General features: G+C 55.1%; 14 protein-coding genes. 6 read left to right on the top strand and 8 right to left on the bottom strand.

Annotation, left to right across the window (positions count from 1 at the left end; genetic code table 11):
- Positions 1 to 15 precede the first annotated feature (15 nt).
- The gene (argC, locus tag HEP82_RS01250; protein WP_192456427.1) at positions 16 to 1,020 is read right to left on the bottom strand and encodes an N-acetyl-gamma-glutamyl-phosphate reductase; all 1,005 of its coding nucleotides are present in this window, start codon (positions 1,018 to 1,020) and stop codon (positions 16 to 18) included.
- Positions 1,021 to 1,232: 212 nt separating this feature from the next.
- Between argC and argE the strand changes: the two genes are divergently transcribed.
- A complete protein-coding gene (gene argE / locus HEP82_RS01245) occupies positions 1,233 to 2,381 on the top strand; it encodes an acetylornithine deacetylase (RefSeq protein ID WP_192456426.1) in 1,149 nt (382 codons plus the stop codon).
- Between the two features lie 83 nt (positions 2,382 to 2,464).
- A complete protein-coding gene (locus tag HEP82_RS01240; RefSeq protein WP_192456425.1) occupies positions 2,465 to 3,193 on the top strand; it encodes a GntR family transcriptional regulator in 729 nt (242 codons plus the stop codon).
- A gap of 20 nt (positions 3,194 to 3,213) precedes the next feature.
- Here the strand turns inward: HEP82_RS01240 and HEP82_RS01235 are convergent, their stop codons facing one another.
- Positions 3,214 to 4,413: an enolase C-terminal domain-like protein gene (locus tag HEP82_RS01235; RefSeq protein ID WP_192456424.1), complete on the bottom strand. Its 1,200-nt coding sequence runs from the start codon at positions 4,411 to 4,413 to the stop codon at positions 3,214 to 3,216.
- Between the two features lie 310 nt (positions 4,414 to 4,723).
- Between HEP82_RS01235 and HEP82_RS01230 the strand changes: the two genes are divergently transcribed.
- Both HEP82_RS01230 and ppc read left to right on the top strand, forming a co-directional pair.
- Positions 4,724 to 6,100 carry a PTS transporter subunit EIIC gene (locus tag HEP82_RS01230; RefSeq protein WP_192456606.1) on the top strand — a complete coding sequence of 459 codons (1,377 nt, stop codon included), beginning with the start codon at positions 4,724 to 4,726 and terminating at the stop codon, positions 6,098 to 6,100.
- A 316-nt stretch (positions 6,101 to 6,416) separates the two neighbouring features.
- A complete protein-coding gene (gene ppc, locus HEP82_RS01225; protein ID WP_192456423.1) occupies positions 6,417 to 9,059 on the top strand; it encodes a phosphoenolpyruvate carboxylase in 2,643 nt (880 codons plus the stop codon).
- A gap of 71 nt (positions 9,060 to 9,130) precedes the next feature.
- Here ppc and HEP82_RS01220 read toward each other — a convergent pair whose 3' ends face one another.
- The 3 genes from HEP82_RS01220 to udp form a co-directional block, all read right to left on the bottom strand.
- Positions 9,131 to 9,607, bottom strand: coding sequence for a hypothetical protein (locus HEP82_RS01220; protein ID WP_192456422.1), 477 nt, complete (start codon positions 9,605 to 9,607; stop codon positions 9,131 to 9,133).
- Positions 9,608 to 10,069: 462 nt separating this feature from the next.
- The gene (locus tag HEP82_RS01215; protein ID WP_192456421.1) at positions 10,070 to 10,852 is read right to left on the bottom strand and encodes a tyrosine-protein phosphatase; all 783 of its coding nucleotides are present in this window, start codon (positions 10,850 to 10,852) and stop codon (positions 10,070 to 10,072) included.
- Positions 10,853 to 10,996: 144 nt separating this feature from the next.
- Positions 10,997 to 11,755 (bottom strand): uridine phosphorylase, encoded by a 759-nt coding sequence (udp, locus tag HEP82_RS01210; RefSeq protein ID WP_192456420.1) that lies wholly within the window; start codon positions 11,753 to 11,755, stop codon positions 10,997 to 10,999.
- Between the two features lie 290 nt (positions 11,756 to 12,045).
- On the opposite strand from udp, the gene HEP82_RS01205 reads away from it, so the two are divergent.
- Positions 12,046 to 12,873, top strand: a complete 828-nt coding sequence (locus HEP82_RS01205) for a dienelactone hydrolase family protein (protein WP_192456419.1) — start codon at positions 12,046 to 12,048, stop codon at positions 12,871 to 12,873.
- Between the two features lie 160 nt (positions 12,874 to 13,033).
- Here HEP82_RS01205 and metE read toward each other — a convergent pair whose 3' ends face one another.
- Positions 13,034 to 15,301, bottom strand: a complete 2,268-nt coding sequence (metE, locus tag HEP82_RS01200) for a 5-methyltetrahydropteroyltriglutamate--homocysteine S-methyltransferase (RefSeq protein ID WP_192456418.1) — start codon at positions 15,299 to 15,301, stop codon at positions 13,034 to 13,036.
- 104 nt (positions 15,302 to 15,405) lie between these two features.
- Here metE and metR point away from each other — a divergent pair, with 104 nt between their 5' ends.
- Entirely contained in the window at positions 15,406 to 16,344 is a 939-nt protein-coding gene (gene metR, locus HEP82_RS01195) for an HTH-type transcriptional regulator MetR (RefSeq protein WP_012763825.1), read from the top strand.
- On the opposite strand, the gene HEP82_RS01190 is transcribed toward metR, so the two are convergent.
- Entirely contained in the window at positions 16,247 to 17,146 is a 900-nt protein-coding gene (locus HEP82_RS01190) for a carboxylate/amino acid/amine transporter (protein ID WP_192456417.1), read from the bottom strand. The two genes, metR and HEP82_RS01190, sit on opposite strands and share 98 nt — an antisense overlap.
- A 101-nt stretch (positions 17,147 to 17,247) precedes the next feature.
- Entirely contained in the window at positions 17,248 to 17,781 is a 534-nt protein-coding gene (gene pagP / locus HEP82_RS01185) for a lipid IV(A) palmitoyltransferase PagP (RefSeq protein ID WP_192456416.1), read from the bottom strand.
- Positions 17,782 to 17,790 lie beyond the last annotated feature (9 nt).

Genomic DNA, 17,790 nt, shown 5'->3' with positions numbered 1-17,790 from the left:
GCCTCAGGGATTGAATCAGAGTAAAGATTGGGTTTCCGGGAAACCAAAACGAATATTCATACATTGTACCGCCTGGGCCGCCGCGCCTTTCAGCAAATTATCTTCGGCTGCGACCACGATCAGGTGTTCATCCTGCACCGCGAAGCCAATATCGCAGAACGGCAAGCCCACCACGGATTTCAACGCCGGAACGCCTTTTTCATACAGGCGTACCAGTGGTTTATCGTGATAAGCGTTGTGATAGGCTTCCGCCACGTCCTGCGCGGTCACGCCGGGTTGTAGGCGGCAAGTAATGGTGGCCAGAATGCCGCGCGGGAAGTTGCCCAGATGCGGCGTGAAAATCACCGGAATCCCCAGATGCGTGGCGATTTCCGGGTGATGACGATGGTTGAAAATACCGTAGGGTTGCAGGCTGACTTCACAGAAGCTGTTGGTCATGGACGCTTTGCGACCAGCACCGCTCACGCCGCTGGTGGCGTCGATGACCGGCCACTGTTCAGGGTTCAGCAAACCGCCTTCCACCAACGGTTTCAAGGCCAATTGGGAAGCCGTGGGGTAACAACCCGGTACGGCGATAAGTTGCGCCTGACGGATATTGTCCGCCTGCCACTCCGCCAAACCGTATACCGCCTGGGACAGCAGATCGGCATGTTGATGCTCGAAACCGTAGTAACGGCTGTAGAATTCCGCGTCCTGCACGCGAAACGCGCCGGATAAGTCAAAAACCGTACAACCGGTGGCCAGGAACTGCGGCGCCAGGTCGTGACTCACTTTATGATCAGTGGCCAGAAACACCACGTCGACGCCGTTGGCGGCTTCCGCGACGTCAGTCAGCGGTTGCACCGGCAGCTCAATGATGCCTTTTAATTGGGGATGCAGATCGGAAATGCGCTTTCCCGCATCTACACTTTGCGCGGAAACCGCCAAAGCGGTTATGTTCATCTGCGGGTGACGGTTCAGGTACAGTGCCAGCTCAGCGCCGGTATAGCCACTTGCACCAACGATCAACGTATTCAGCATGTCTCCGTATACCTTAAATTGCTTATGTTTGTGGAACAGGGAGCAGGCTCACCAGCGCAGCCACGCCGTTCACCCACAAGGTCAGGAAAAGCATTATGCGGCATTTTGCCCCGCCGCTATAGCTTACGATTTCCTTTCACCCAACATTATTGTATTTTTATTCAAAATAAATGCATGAATATTGATACTATCCTAACCAGAGGCTGTCAACTGTGAAGATGAATTTACCCCCTTTTATTGAGCTCTATCGGGCATTGATCGCCACACCGTCCATCAGCGCCACCGATCGTGCGTTGGATCAGAGCAATGAAACCTTAATCAACCTGTTGGCAGGTTGGTTCGCCGATTTGGGGTTTCACGTTGACGTACAACCCGTGCCGGGCACCTACAATAAATACAACCTGCTGGCGCGTCTGGGCGAGGGCAGCGGCGGGTTGCTGCTGGCCGGTCACACCGATACCGTTCCGTTCGACGACGGCCGCTGGACGCGCGACCCCTTTACGCTGACGGAACACGACAACAAGCTCTACGGTCTCGGCACCGCCGACATGAAAGGCTTCTTCGCCTTTATTCTCGATGCGCTGCGGGAGATTGACGCCGACAAACTGACCAGGCCGCTGTACATTCTGGCCACGGCGGATGAAGAAACGACGATGGCGGGCGCCAAATACTTCTCCGAGTCGACCGGCATTCGCCCGGATTGCGCCATCATCGGCGAACCGACGTCGCTACAGCCGATCCGCGCCCACAAAGGCCATATGTCAAATGCCGTGCGCGTTCAGGGGCAGTCCGGTCACTCAAGCGACCCGTCCCGCGGCGTCAACGCCATCGAAGTGATGCACGACGCCATCTCCCACCTGATGGTACTGCGCGATGACCTTAAAACGCGCTACCACAACCCGGCGTTCCATATTCCCCACCCCACCATGAATTTCGGCCATATCCACGGCGGCGACGCCGCTAACCGCATCTGCGCCTGCTGCGATCTGCATATGGATATCCGCCCGCTGCCGGGCATGACGCTGAGCGATCTGAACGGGCTGATCACCGAAGCACTCTCGCCGGTCAGTGACCGTTGGCCCGGCCGTCTCACCGTCAGCGAACTGCATCCGCCGATCCCAGGCTATGAATGCCCCGCCGACCATGAACTGGCGCAGGTAGTGGAAAAACTGCTGGGGCAATCGACCGATGTGGTGAACTACTGTACCGAAGCGCCCTTTATCCAGACGCTGTGCCCGACGCTGGTGCTCGGCCCCGGCTCTATTGACCAGGCACATCAGCCGGATGAATTCCTGGATATGTCGTTCATCCAGCCGACCCGCACATTGATTACCCAATTGGTGCATCATTTTTGTCGGTAGTGATACCCTTGCGATCAACAGTAATCCTTTGTTCGCATTTATAGCGCCGCCTCGCTCAGGCGGCCACATTCACCGGGCGCACGATGAAGAAGAAAGACTTTATTGCACAAGATCTACTGAGCAAGATTTACCAGCACGCCGCACTGCGGCCGGAACAGCGAATATCAGAAAAACTGCCACCGGAACGCACCTTAGCGGAAGAATATGGCGTATCGCGTTTTACCATCCGCAAAGCGTTGGAAAAATTGGCCAGCATTGGTGCGATTCGTCTGGTTCAGGGCGCAGGAAACTACATTAATCCGGACATCCGCAACAATCCGTTGGTTTATAACTCCGTTACCGAAAAGAAATTTCATCAGATCGCTTTTCGTCTGCTCAGTTTGCATAAGCGTCTTCCTACCCGTGATGAGCAGCAGATGTTCGGCATTTCCGATGCCGTTTTTTTGTGGGAGTTTTGCCGGTTACGGTATGTTGAGAACCAAAAGGTACAAATCGAAGTCTCCAGAATGCCTGCCGACCTGTTTGCCGATATGACCCGGCGTATACCTGAGCAATCCATTCAAAAATACATTCTGGACAAGGGGTACGAAATTTCTCACTTTTTAACCCATTATCAGGCTGTCACCGTCAATCAGGCTCAGGCGGAACTGCTGGGATGTAAAAAAGGCATTGCCGCGATGCACATTCTTAATCGCGGCATGCTGAAAGACGGGAGGGTATACGAAGTCAGCGATATCATCGACATCAACTACACCTGTACTTACGTGATCCCCTTCAACCAGGACAACCTGACCTTCCGTCAGTCGACTTGATAAACCCGGGGACTAAAAGACTATGGCGTATGCAACGAACCATCCGGCAGGCGGCTTTGGGTCCATTCGTGCGGCCGATAAACAACGGGAAACGCCTGCGCCGCATCCTCCGCCATTTCGACGCCGATACCGGCTTTTTCTATAGGATATAAATACCCGTTATCCGGTATTGGCGAATCAGGAAAAACCTGTCGGGTGTTTTCCGGATAAGCGATATATTCCTGAATCGCCGCATTATGCAGATGGATATTGAGATGTAAGTTCACCGCCGCGCCAATAGGCGTCATATCCGGCGGGCAATGCCATGCCAGCCGAATACCAAAGTTCTGACAAAATGCCGCCAGTTTCAATGCGGGAGAAATACCGCCTATCTGAGAGACATGGCAACGGATGAAGTCAATGTGGCGATGGATCACCAGCGCTTGCCACTCGGCCGGATTGTTAAACAGCTCACCTGTCGCCAGCGGCACCGATGTTTGAGCACGGATTTGAGCCAACCAACCGTTCTGTGCCGGAGGAAGAATATCCTCGATGAAGTAAGGTCGATAACCTTCCACCGCCCGGGCAAACTGCACGGCCTGAGACGGAAATAATCGCTCATGCACGTCATGCAAAATATGAAATTTGTCGCCATAACGTTCCCGTAAGGCCCGGAACATGGACAACGTATTGGCGATGTACTGCTCCTGATCATAATAGGCGCCGGGCGTCGGCTGGCGTGTGGAATGCAGTTGCTCCGGCGTCCCGCCATAAAAACCCAGCTGACACCGAATATGCCGATAACCCTCCGCGTAGTGGCGATCGACCTCATCAAACAACCCCGTCAACGTCTCGCTGGCCGCATGGGTATACAGGGTAATGGCATCACGGGATTTTCCTCCGAATAGCTGATACAACGGCATATCGGCCAGTTTGCCTTTAATATCCCACAAAGCCATATCAATGCCCGCGATGGCATTGTTGATAACCGGCCCATTACGCCAGTAGGCATTGACCATCATCAAATGCCAGAGATCTTCGATATGGTTTGCATCTTTTCCCACCAGCAATGGGTATAAATATTCATCTACCAGCGTTTTCACTGCCAGAGGCCGTTGCTGGAACGTCGCGCAACCATAACCAGTAATGCCCTTATTGGTATCGACGATGACAGTAACCAGATTATGTCTGTCCGGTTTAGTGATAAGACATTTAATGTGAGTAATAATAGTCGGAGTCACAGAAACATATCTCCTGGTATTGATAACAAAATAACTGATGATAAAAACACGCTTTTCGTGACGTGAGCCCCATGTGGAATAACATGTTTTTACTTATTTATCCTTGGCTTGTAAAGGTATTATTTTTTTGGTCTAAAAAACTCATTATTTTTTAATTAAAAACCATACCAATTTTAAAAAAAAACGCATAACACTCGCATCTAAAGGGAAAATGAGACAGGAATCATGTTTTATTGGTTTGTTTTTAATAAAACAGCCCTTTATCATCAAAGCCGTTATTTCTGACAATAATGATAATGAGGATTTATTTATGGGGAAAAATAAAATCGTCCAATCAATTATTAATCTGATTGGTGGCTCGGAAAATATTAATAAGTCCTGGCATTGCATGACACGGCTTCGTTTTGATGTTCTTCGCGAAGAAAAAATAGACATCGACGCTATAAAAAAGCTTCCTGGAATATTAGGCGCACAATATCAGAACGATCAATTTCAAATTATTATCGGCCCGCAAGTTGCAGAATACTACGCGGCGCTGACACAAAGCCTGTCAGAAAACACGGCTGAAAATACGGAAAAGACGCCCCATACAGCATCAAAGAAAGGCCTCATTTCGTTGTTCATGGATACCGTTTCCGGTGTATTTGGCCCAATTGTACCGGCTATTGCCGGTGCCGGGATGATCAAAGGGCTGCTGGCAGGTTTATTGGCTATGAAAATCATCGCCACCAAAACCGACACCGTTATCATCATCGATCTTATCGCCAGCGGCGTCTTTTATTTCCTGCCATTCTTTCTGGCGATTTCAGCGGCTCGCATGTTCAAAACCAATGAATATTTAGCTGCGGCGATAGCCGCTTGCATGATGTACCCATCACTCATTGAGGCGGCTAAAGCGCTGGCCAGTAAAACACCGAATGTCGCCGACACCTTCTATTTTCTCGGCCTGCTGCCCATACCGGTGTTTAACTACGCAGCCAGCGTCATACCGGTGATATTTTCCGTGCTGGCCTTGAGCTATATCCATCGCGGGGTCGATCGCATTATGCCTGCTGTACTCAAAACGGTGTTTACCCCAACACTGACACTGTTCATTACCGCGTTAGTTTCACTGACGATCATCGGCCCATTGGGGATCCACTTTGGTAAAGGACTTGCCTGGTTGATTCAGGGATTGTTCGACCTTTCCTCCGTACTCGCGGGCCTTGTTGTTGGCGCTATCCGTCCGGTGGCGATCCTGACAGGAATGCATCACGCCATGACTCCTATCGCATTACAAAATTTTGCCGAAAAAGGTTACGACATGTTGATGCCAATGATGTGCATGGCCAATATGGCGATTGCCGGGGCAACGTTCGCTATCTATTTCTATGAAAAAACGCGGCAGGATAAATCGGTGGTACTGTCTGCGGCGGTTTCTGCACTTTTAGGCATCACCGAGCCGGCGCTGTTTGGCGTGCTCACCAAATATAAAAAAGCGTTTTTGTCCGCGACGATTGCCAGCTCTGTTGCATCCGCGTTCATTGCTTTCTTCGGCGTGCGTCTATTCGGATACATCCTGTCCAGCGTATTCAGTTTGCCTGCCTACATTGGCCCTTACTTCATCTATGCCATTAGCGGCGTCCTCATTTCCCTGATACTTTCTTTTTCGCTGTCTTATTGCCTGGTCGTCAGGAAAAACCGCTGATCGTGACCATCCGGCGCATCCTTGCTGACGCGCCGGACAAGCTTTCCCCGCCCCACTGAATTTGCACCGACATGACATGGTCTTCCCGCCTCGTTTGCTTACTCGTTTCGTGCCTAAAATAAGCCGTGCTTATCTACAAGCTTTTGTAATTAAATTTCACAAATTGCTTTATCACCTGTTAAACAGGTACAACAGAGGAGATGTTGTCACATTCATTGACGAACAGAGCAGGTCGTGGCTAGATAATCACCAGTATCCACATATTTTGTGTGGTGTAAAAAACTTACAGAATAGAGAGAAATGGGTCAGGGTTACTATGAATGAAAAATATTCCGCAATGCGAAGCAACGTCAGTATGCTTGGCAAATTGCTCGGAGATACCATCAAGGATGCATTGGGTGAAAACATTCTTGATCGTGTTGAAACGATTCGAAAACTGTCCAAAGCGTCCCGCGCTGGCAGCGAAAAACATCGTCAGGAACTGCTGACTACCCTGCAGAACCTGTCCAACGACGAGCTACTGCCTGTCGCCCGCGCTTTCAGTCAATTCCTCAACCTGACCAATACCGCCGAGCAATATCACAGCATCTCTCCGCATGGCGAAGCCGCCGGAAACCCTGGGATGTTGGCCGATGCATTCCGCAGCCTGAAAAGCCGCGATAACCTGAGTGATAGCGCCATCCGCGAAGCGGTGGAATCTCTCTCTATCGAACTGGTGCTGACCGCACACCCAACGGAAATTACCCGTCGAACCCTGATTCACAAGCTGGTTGAGGTCAATACCTGCCTCAGCCAGCTCGACCACAACGATCTGGCCGATTACGAACGTCACCAAATCATGCGCCGTCTGCGCCAGCTGATCGCTCAATATTGGCATACCGACGAAATCCGTCGGGATCGTCCAACGCCGGTGGATGAAGCCCGGTGGGGCTTCGCCGTCGTGGAAAACAGTCTGTGGGACGGCGTGCCCGCGTTTCTGCGCGAGCTGGACGAGCAGTTGGAAAACGCTTTCGGCTTCCGTCTGCCGGTGGAGTCGGTGCCGGTACGCTTTACTTCCTGGATGGGCGGCGATCGCGACGGCAACCCGAACGTGACGTCGGAAATTACCCGCCACGTACTGCTGTTGAGCCGCTGGAAAGCCGCCGACCTGTTCCTGCGTGATATTCAGGTACTGGTGTCCGAACTGTCGATGACGCAATGTACGCCGGCGTTTCGGCAGTGGTTGGGATGCGGAGAAGAAGAGCAGGAACCGTACCGGGTCGTGATGAAACACCTACGCGCCCAGCTCAGAGAAACACTGGCGTATCTGACCGCACAAGTGAAAGGTGAAACCGCTGCGCCGCCGAAGGATCTGATCACCCATAACCAGCAACTGTGGGAGCCACTGTACGCCTGTTATCAGTCGCTGCATGCCTGCGGAATGGGCATCATCGCCGACGGTCAATTGCTCGATACGCTGCGCCGTGTGCGTTGCTTCGGCGTCCCGCTGGTTCGTATTGATGTGCGTCAGGAAAGTACCCGCCATACCGAAGCCATCGCGGAAATCACTCGCTATCTGGGGTTGGGTGATTATGAGAGCTGGTCGGAATCCGACAAACAGGCATTCCTGATCCGCGAACTGAATTCCAAACGTCCACTGCTGCCGCGTCAATGGGAACCCAGCGCCGAGACCCGCGAAGTGCTGGAAACCTGCCAGGTGATCGCCGAAACGCCGCGCGATGCCATTGCCTCGTATGTCATTTCCATGGCGCGCACGCCGTCCGATGTGCTGGCGGTTCATCTGTTGCTGAAAGAAGCCGGTTGCCCTTACGCACTGCCGGTAGCGCCGCTGTTCGAAACCCTCGATGACCTCAACAACGCCGACAGCGTGATGACGCAATTGCTGAATATCGACTGGTATCGCGGCTTCATCCAGGGTCGTCAGATGGTGATGATCGGTTATTCCGACTCCGCCAAAGACGCCGGCGTGATGGCCGCTTCCTGGGCGCAGTACCGTGCGCAGGATGCGCTGATCAAAACCTGCGATAAATTCGGCATCGCCTTGACCTTGTTTCACGGCCGCGGCGGTTCGATCGGCCGTGGGGGCGCGCCCGCACACGCCGCGTTGCTCTCCCAACCGCCAGGCAGCCTGAAAGGCGGGTTGCGCGTTACCGAACAGGGCGAAATGATCCGCTTCAAGTTCGGCCTGCCGGAAGTCACTATCAGTAGTTTGTCGCTCTATACCTCGGCAATTCTGGAAGCCAACCTGCTGCCGCCGCCGGAACCGAAACAAGAGTGGCATCACATCATGGACGAGCTGTCGCGCATTTCCTGCGATATGTACCGCGGCTACGTGCGTGAAAACCCCGGCTTTGTCCCTTATTTCCGTGCAGCAACGCCGGAGCTGGAGCTGGGCAAACTGCCGCTGGGTTCGCGTCCGGCCAAACGTCGCCCCAACGGTGGCGTGGAAAGCCTGCGCGCTATTCCGTGGATCTTCGCCTGGACCCAAAACCGCCTGATGCTACCCGCTTGGCTTGGCGCCGGCGCGGCGTTGCAAAAGGTGATCGATGACGGTCATCAGGATCAGCTGGAAACCATGTGCCGCGACTGGCCGTTCTTCTCCACCCGTATCGGCATGCTGGAAATGGTATTCGCTAAAGCCGATCTGTGGCTGGCGGAGTATTACGATCAGCGACTGGTGGATGAAACACTGTGGCCGCTGGGCCAACAGCTGCGCGAACAGTTGGAAAAAGACATCAAAGCCGTGCTGACCATTTCCAACGACGACCATCTGATGGCCGACCTGCCGTGGATCGCTGAATCCATCGCGTTGCGTAACGTCTATACCGACCCGCTCAATGTGCTGCAGGCGGAACTATTGCATCGTTCGCGTCAGCAGGACACGCTGGATCCGCAGGTGGAACAAGCGCTGATGGTCACGATCGCCGGCGTGGCCGCCGGAATGCGCAACACCGGCTGACAGACGGCTCGCATCGTCTGTCACGACAAACCGGGAGCCAATGGCTCCCGGTTTGTTTTCCACTCAGCAGTTCATGCCGTGATATCAACGACGGACTGCGAATGTTGGCCGGTTTGTTCGCCCTGATAGCGCTGCATAATACTCAGCACGGATTGCAGACTGGCGGAGGATGCCCGATCGCCATGACCCAGCGCGTTGTCGAGCCCATCTTGGATCATCTGTCGATAATTAAACGTACCCTCGGCGTTATTGCTGCCGTTGCCCGCAGCAGACAGTCCATTCACCGTCAGCGATACGAATGTCGTGCTCTCGTCGAACGTCATTTCACCGCTTTGCAATTTGTCGTTAATCCAATCTTTCAGCTCATCCCGCGTCATGTTGGAAAAATCAATCTGCTTCGCGTCGACATCTTGGCCGGTACTTTCAAACCCGGCATTGGCACGCGCAGCGCGCAACGTGGAGGAAAATGCACTGTCGCCCGCATCGGCGGGAGATAATGAAGAAAACGCACTCAAACTGGCATAACGGTTATCGGTATCAACGTTCATCGACACTCCTTTCATTCCTAACGATGTATGTCGCTCATTTCCGCAATACAACACAGGTCGGCCGCATCCTCGCTATGCAAGATAAACGGCGCCAACCGGTACAACACACAATTTCTACGCTTTCCATCCCCAAAACGCCACTCGCCAAAAGGCGACTCCGTCTTCGGCAGAGAAGAGCAACCACTAGAATCGCCAGACGTCGCGGAGATAAACGGGCTGCGACAACCTCGTCTTTGATCTGGACAAAACCAATGCGTCCGAAGCGTCTTCGCGATTACACCACCGGAATCGACATCATGCAGAATCCTCGCCGACGAAACCGCGAGATGAAAGGGTACCCGCCGCCGGACACGTTAATCCGCATTTTCCGCGCAAACCGCTGACATTGGCGGGACGGGCGGAAAGCGAGCAAACCGACGCAGATAATGCGCCCTAACGGGCCGCGGGTACGGGGACGAGGCGTTATTCCAGATATTTTGCTTTGAGTGCATCACGGGCGCCCGCATCCAACCCGAACTCCTGAGTCAACCAGCCGTCTACCGACCCATAGCGTTCACGCATGGTGTGCAACGCCATCGACAGGAATTCTTCCCGTGCGGAAAGCACAAAGTCAAAACGCCGCAGCGCCTTTTCGCTCAGGCTGGCGGCCAGATCTTCCAGCAGTTGGCGACGGAACGGCGTCAGTGTGTGTTCCGTCAACAGATAATCTTCCATCACGGTCTGTTCGTCGGCACCCAACGCAAACAGTACCAGCGCCGAGCCGATACCGGTGCGATCCTTGCCCACCGCGCAGTGTTGCACCAACGCGCCGTCGTCCGGTTGCCGCAGCAGCGCCACCAGATGCTGATACGCCGGGTTGCCGAACGGCAGACGACGATACAGTTCCAGCATAAAAGCGCGGGAATCGAACGCTTCCAGTTTTTCCGAACCGAGCGACTCCAGATTAGCCGTGATTTCATGCCGCAACGGGTTAGCAGGCACCTGATGGTAACGGGCGCCGTCCCACAGGCGATCGGGCCGCAGCGCCGCTTCGTTTTCGTCACGATAATCCACGATATGGGCAACAGGTACACGAGCCAGATGGTCGCAATCGGTATCACTCAACATATCCAGTGCCCCCGAGCGAAACAGCTTGCCGGAACGCACGCGCCGCCCGTCGGAGACAATAATACCGCCCAGGTCGCGAAAATTGACGCCGCCGTCCAGCGGCAGTAATGAAGGATGATGAAATGAAGATACAGTCATAACGTTCCCTGAAATACGTCGAAATAGAGTCTGAAACTATCTGATAATTCTATTAAGACAACATGAAGTCAGGCGCTCGGGACACCTGTCGTATTGTTCTGACGGGGAAGCAAATCGGGCCGGACACGCCCGGCCCTGTAGCCATCAGGCCAGCAATTTACGCGCCGCCGCCAGCACGACGCTAACCGAAATACTCTCCGCCTGTTTCATGGTGGCGGCATCAGGAATTTCCTGCTGAGTGCGGTTGACGATCACCCCGGCCACCATCCCGGCGTATAGCCCCTGACTGGCGCACATGGTCAGCAACGTCGCGGATTCCATTTCATAATTCAGCACGCCCATGCTCTGCCATTCCGTCATAGAGCCCTGAAAACGGCGCACGACCCGGCCGGAGTAAGTATCGTAACGCTCTTGGCCCGGATAGAACGTATCAGAAGAAGCCGTCACGCCGACATGCAGCGTTGCGCCGGCGTCTTTAGCGGCGTCGACCAGCGCGGACGTACAGGCGAAGTCCGCCACGGCGGGGTACTCCAGCGGCGCGAAATGCAGGCTGGCGCCGTCAAGACGCACGGCTGCGGTAGTTACCAGCACATCCCCTACCGCAATATGCGGCTGAATGGCGCCGGTGGTGCCGACACGTAGAAACGTGCGCACGCCAAGCTGCGACAACTCCTCCACGGCAATCGATGTCGAAGGCCCGCCAATGCCGGTGGAACAGACAATCACCGCTTTACCGGCCAACTCGGCGCGCCAGGACGTGAATTCCCGATGCGAAGCCAGAAAAACCGGGTTATCCATCAGCCGGGCAATTTTCTCCACCCGAGCCGGATCGCCAGGAACAATCGCCAGCGTCGCCCCTTGTAAATCATTCTTGGTTAAACCGAGGTGAAACACATCAGACATAGCAACCTCCCAGTAGGCTATAGGGTACGTCAGGATCCTAGCGCAGAACCCCTCGATTTTTAGTGAACTCCATCATTCATTGGAAAGTAACGGATTTATCATTACAACAAAAACGTGATATTAATCACAAAACAAACGCTAATATGCCCATTATGTAGTCAAACACGCTATGACAAGGTCTGTACATTTCTGTACGCCGCCGCGCACATGCCGGGCAGGTTTTCTACCATTATTTAACTACCGCCACGGGCCGGGCCCGCATCAGCCGATTCACACTTAAGGATAGCGCCATGAGAACAGATGAATTATTGCGCCTTAGAGAAACTGACCGGGGATTCTCTCCCGCAGTAATCCCGCTGGCGTCCTCTACCATTACCACTGACACCAGCGGGCTTATCGTGGGGGAAACCACTATCCCCTCCCAGGGAGACGAACTGCCGGCCTACATCGCCATGCCGCGCGAAGAAGCGGGCGCATTGCCGATTGTACTGGTGGTACAGGAAATTTTCGGCGTCCACGAGCACATTCGCGATATCTGCCGCCGTCTGGCCAAACTGGGTTATCTGGCCATCGCACCCGAGCTCTATTTTCGTCAGGGCGATCCGCAGCAATATCACGACATCCCCACCCTGATGGCGGAACTGGTGAGTACCGTGCCGGATACGCAAGTGCTGTCGGATCTGGATCACGCCACTCACTGGGCAATTCGCCAGGGGGGCGATGCCTCTCGGTTGGCCATCACCGGCTTCTGCTGGGGCGGCCGCATCAGTTGGCTATACGCCGCGCACAACCCGCAATTGAAAGCGGCCGTCGCCTGGTACGGCCGACTGACCGGCGCCAAAACCCTGACCAGCCCGACGCACCCGGTGGATATCGCCACATCGCTGATAGCGCCGGTGCTAGGGTTGTACGGCGGCCAGGACGCGGGGATTCCGCTGGAACAGGTAGACATCATGCGGCAGGCACTACGCGCAGCCAACGCCGACGCGGAAATCGTGGTTTACCCGCAGGCCGAACACGCCTTCTATGCCGACTATCGCCCGTCCTATCACGAAGCCTCCGCCAAAGATGGCTGGCAACGTATGCTGGACTGGTTCGCTCAACACGGCGTAGCGTAATCATTCATACAGGTAAACCCGAAGAGAAAAAGGGGAGATAGCGATCTCCCCTTGTCATATGCGGCGGTGATGAGGAACGCCCCGGCCCTGAGCATCACATCCTGCGGTTCACGCACATCCTGTCATCCTTTGCGCCATTCCCCATCACCTGTTTCGGTGGTCAGCGCGTGGCTTCACGCAGCTGTTTGGCGGCTTGCACCATGTTGGCAAGTGACTGACGGGTCTCCGGCCAGCCGCGGGTTTTCAGGCCGCAGTCCGGGTTGACCCACAAACGCTCGGCTGGAATACGCTGAGCCGCTTTACGCAGCAGCGCTTCGATCCACGCCACGCTCGGCACGTTCGGCGAATGAATGTCGTATACGCCGGGGCCGATTTCATTCGGGTACTCGAACTCTTCGAACGATTCCAGCAGTTCCATGTCGGAACGCGAGGTCTCGATGGTGATCACGTCCGCATCCAGCGCCGCGATGGAATCCATGATGTCGTTGAATTCGCAGTAACACATGTGGGTGTGGATCTGGGTGTCGTCTTTCGCCACTGCCGCGTTCAGGCGGAACGCTTCCACCGCCCACGCCAGATACGCCGCCCAATCGGAACGGTGCAGCGGCAGACCTTCACGCAGCGCCGGTTCGTCAATCTGGATGATGCCGATACCGGCGTTTTCCAAATCCGCTACCTCGTCGCGCAGCGCCAGCGCAATCTGCTTGGCGATGGTTTCGCGGCTGACATCTTCACGCGGGAACGACCAGCACAGAATAGTGACCGGGCCGGTCAGCATGCCCTTTACCGGCTTGCTGGTCAGCGACTGGGCATATTTCGCCCATTCGACCGTGATCGGCTCCGGGCGGCTGATGTCGCCAATCACTACCGGCGGTTTCACACAACGGGAACCGTAGCTCTGTACCCAGCCGTTTTGGGTAAACACAAAACCGTCCAGATGCTCGCCGAAATACTCCACCATGTCGTTACGTTCGGCTTCGCCGTGCACCAGTACGTCCAGCCCCAGACGTTCCTGTTCCACAATCGCCTGTTTGATGTGCTCAGCGATGCCAACGCGGTAATTCTGGCTGTCCAGACGCCCTTGTTTGAAATCCAGACGCAGACTACGGATTTCAGTGGTCTGCGGGAATGAACCGATAGTGGTGGTCGGCCAGGCCGGCAGGTTGAAACGCGCCCGTTGTGCGGCGGCGCGTACCGGGTACGGGTTCTGACGCAAGCTGTCCTGAGCGGTGATCGCCGCCAGACGCTTCGCCACCGCGGGGTTGTTAACGCGGGCAGACGTGCTGCGGGCGCGGATCGGCGCGCTATACGCCGCCAGTTCGTCGCCGTTACCGTCGTTCAGCGCACGGGTCAACAGCGCCAGTTCCTGACACTTCTGAATAGCGAAAGCGAACCAACGCTTCACCTCTTCGTCCAGACGGGTCTCGACACTGAGATCGATCGGGCTGTGCAGCAGCGAACAAGAACTGGCCAGCCACAGCGTGCGCTTGCCCAGCAACGGTTGCAGACGTTCGAACCAGCTCGCCAGGTCGGCGCGCCATACGTTACGGCCGTTGATCACGCCCAGCGACAAGACCCAATCGGCAGGAAGCTGTGCGTTCAACGCCGTGGCGTCGTCTTTGCCGTGCACCAGATCGACATGCAACCCCTGTACCGGCAACGCTTTAATCACGTCCAGATTCTGGCCGATGCTGTCGAAATAGGTGGTCAGCAACAGTTTCACCTGCCCTTGCAGCGCGTCGTAAGCCGGCTTGAAGGCGGCTTTCCATTCGGCGTCCAATTCCAACGCCAGTAACGGCTCGTCAATCTGTACCCACTCAATGCCGCGTTTCGCCAGTTCGGCCAGCACCTGCTGATACACCGGCAAGATAGCATTGAGCAGTTCCAGACGATTGAACGCTTCACCTTTGACTTTACCCAACCACAAATAAGTCACCGGCCCCAACAACACCGGCTTAACCTTGTGGCCCAGCGCCAGCGCTTCGTCTACTTCATCCAGCAGTTGCGTCCAGGCCAGCGTGAACTGCTGGCCTTGGGTGAATTCCGGCACCATGTAGTGATAGTTGGTATTGAACCATTTGGTCATTTCCGCCGCCGCGGCGGGTTCGCCGCTCGGTGCACGGCCACGGCCGATGCGGAACAACGTATCCAGATCTACGGAACCATCCGCGTTCTGATGACGGGCCGGAACGTTGCCCAACAGCAAGCTGGTGGTGAGTACGTGATCGTACCAGGCGAAATCGCCCACCGGCAGCAGATCCACACCTGCCGCCTGCTGTTGCTGCCAATGACGAGCGCGCAGTTCGCGACCGACGGCCAGCAACTCTTCCTGAGTGGCATTTCCTGCCCAATAGCTTTCCTGTGCTTTTTTCAGCTCGCGCCGCAGACCAACACGAGGAAAACCGAGAGTATGATTTAAAATTGCCATGCTTGAATTCCCATTTAGCCGTCCAGATGTTTACACATCTATAATCCGCAGGTAGTGTAGTCAGTACAAGCGCAATTTATTCACTGTCACTGTGAAGGACTCTCATGATCGAACTTAAACACTTACGGACGTTGCAGGCGCTGCGCAATACGGGATCGTTGGCCGCCGCCGCCGCACAGCTCCACCAAACGCAATCCGCACTGTCGCATCAGTTCAGCGATCTGGAACAACGGCTAGGATTTCGATTGTTCGTTCGTAAGAGCCAGCCACTACGGTTCACTCCGCAGGGTGAGATCCTGTTGCAACTGGCGGAACAGGTACTGCCGCAAATACAGCAGGCGTTGCAAGCTTGCCATCAGCCGCACCAGACCACGCTGCGTCTGGCGATTGAGTGCCACAGTTGCATTCAGTGGCTGACCCCGGCGCTGGAAAATTTTCATCAGCATTGGCCGCAGGTCGTGATGGATTTTAAATCCGGCGTAACGTTTGATCCGCAACCGGCATTGCAGCAGGGCGAGCTGGATTTGGTGATGACGTCTGACATTCTGCCGCGCAGCGGCCTGCACTACTCGCCGCTGTTCGATTTTGAGGTACGTCTGGTACTGGCGCCGGATCACCCGCTGGCCGCCCGTCCCCGGATCGATCCGGAGGATCTGGCGCAGGAAACGCTGATGATCTACCCGGTACAGCGCCAACGGCTAGACATCTGGCGGCATTTCCTCCAGCCGGCGGGGGTCAGCCCATCGCTAAAGAGCGTAGACAATACCCTGCTACTGATTCAGATGGTGTCTGCCCGAATGGGCATCGCCGCCTTGCCTCACTGGGTGGTGGAAAGTTTTGAGCGACAGGGATTGGTGGTCACTAAAACCCTGGGAGAAGGGCTATGGAGCCGGCTGTACGCCGCCGTGCGAGACGGCGAGCAGCGTCAGCCGGTGATTGAAGCCTTTATTCGTTCGGCGCGCCAGCATGCCTGCGAGCATCTGCCGTTTGTGCGGGACGCTTCAAGACCCAGCGGTGGTGTATCCACAGCGCCGCAGCAATAATCGTGGAACCGATGATAAAGCTGGTCCAGTTCGGGGTTTTCTGCCAGAACGCAAAGTTGACCAGTAACCCAGCCGGAACGTGGAAGTTGTTCATAATACTCAATGTTCCGGCGTCCACCTGGGTGGCGCCATAGTTCCACATGAAGTACCCCAGCCCAGAAACCACCACGCCAAGAAACACCAGTACGCCCCACTGCACGCCAGTGGTTGGCAGCCTCGCCGCGTTGCCGAACAGCCCCCAGGCGACCAACGTTACCAGCGCTGCGCCCAGATAAAACCAGGAAAACGCGCTGTGCTGGGGCATAGGATGCAACTCCATCAACCGTTTGTATCCCACCTGACCGATGGCGAAACAGATATTTGCCGCCTGCACCAACAGTAGCCCCCACCAGAAGTGATCGCTCACGCCGTGGTAATGGATCACCACCGCGCCCAGTACCGCCAGCAGCGCGCTGAACAAGTATCCCCAACGCAGACGACGGCCGCTGAGCAGGTCATAAATCAACGTGACGTACAACGGCGTCATCACCGAGAACAACAGAATCGTCGGCACATTCAGATAGAGATAACTGCGGAACAGGAACAGATACATGATGCCCAGCTGGAAGACGCCAATCAGCAGATACAACCCCAGAATCCTGGGGGAGTAACCTCGCCAGCGTAGAAAAGGCAGAAACACCGCTGCCGCCAGCACCAGACGGAACATAGCGGAAAACCAACTGTCCACCTGACCGGCCAGATACTCGCCGATCAGACTGAAAGAAAATGCCCACACGAGGGTGGTGATGACCAATAACGGCACGTTGCCTACTCCCTACGAACAATGAGCCGCTATTGTACTGGAGTTTGTCGCCGGAACTTTCCCCAACATGGTTTACATGCGAATAAAAATAAACCAAACAATTAAAGCTGCCAGCGTAGCCAGGCAAAATACACATTGCCGTTATTGTGCGTTCCCGGAATGTAGGTCATCTGAAACGACAGCCGCTGATAGTTAACCGACGCCAGCGGCAGCAGCACCGGTATCGGGATATAATTCCAGTTATCCCGCATAGTCACGCCCGCCGTGAAACCTAACCCCAGTTGAAAATCGTCATTCCCGGCCACCGGTTTCCAGCGTTTTTCGTATCCATAACCACCAATCGGCTCCCATTTATTGAAGGAGTCTTTGAACGCCATCAGGTAAATACCGTGCCAGTCGCCATCGCTGTCCAGCCGGGAAACGCCATACCCTGCGCCCCAGGGACGTTCGTTGTACTTATCGATCTTCTCCCGGGAATAGGTCCAGCGGTTATGCCAGGTTATCGCCGGCACATACAGATCCTGAGACTGCCCGTTATGCCAGGTTTCGGCGAGATTGCTCTTCGCTCGCTGCCAGAATCCGTTCTGCCCGTCATTCTCCATCGTGGCAGCCTGAGACATTGAGGGGAAAAACATCCAATACCA

It is taken from the genome of Musicola keenii (assembly GCF_014855505.1).
Classification (GTDB): Bacteria; Pseudomonadota; Gammaproteobacteria; order Enterobacterales; family Enterobacteriaceae; genus Musicola; species Musicola paradisiaca.
This window is presented reverse-complemented; position numbering and strand designations above follow the sequence as displayed.

What these genes read in the sequence shown, in the direction of transcription:
- argC (WP_192456427.1), bottom strand. Translation starts at nt 1,020, where the DNA reads ATGCTGAATACGTTGATCGTTGGTGCAAGTGGCTATACCGGCGCTGAG.
- HEP82_RS01240 (WP_192456425.1), top strand. Translation starts at nt 2,465, where the DNA reads ATGAAGAAGAAAGACTTTATTGCACAAGATCTACTGAGCAAGATTTAC.
- HEP82_RS01230 (WP_192456606.1), top strand. Translation starts at nt 4,724, where the DNA reads ATGGGGAAAAATAAAATCGTCCAATCAATTATTAATCTGATTGGTGGC.
- ppc (WP_192456423.1), top strand. Translation starts at nt 6,417, where the DNA reads ATGAATGAAAAATATTCCGCAATGCGAAGCAACGTCAGTATGCTTGGC.
- HEP82_RS01220 (WP_192456422.1), bottom strand. Translation starts at nt 9,607, where the DNA reads ATGAACGTTGATACCGATAACCGTTATGCCAGTTTGAGTGCGTTTTCT.
- HEP82_RS01215 (WP_192456421.1), bottom strand. Translation starts at nt 10,852, where the DNA reads ATGACTGTATCTTCATTTCATCATCCTTCATTACTGCCGCTGGACGGC.
- udp (WP_192456420.1), bottom strand. Translation starts at nt 11,755, where the DNA reads ATGTCTGATGTGTTTCACCTCGGTTTAACCAAGAATGATTTACAAGGG.
- HEP82_RS01205 (WP_192456419.1), top strand. Translation starts at nt 12,046, where the DNA reads ATGAGAACAGATGAATTATTGCGCCTTAGAGAAACTGACCGGGGATTC.
- metE (WP_192456418.1), bottom strand. Translation starts at nt 15,301, where the DNA reads ATGGCAATTTTAAATCATACTCTCGGTTTTCCTCGTGTTGGTCTGCGG.
- metR (WP_012763825.1), top strand. Translation starts at nt 15,406, where the DNA reads ATGATCGAACTTAAACACTTACGGACGTTGCAGGCGCTGCGCAATACG.
- pagP (WP_192456416.1), bottom strand. Translation starts at nt 17,781, where the DNA reads ATGTTTTTCCCCTCAATGTCTCAGGCTGCCACGATGGAGAATGACGGG.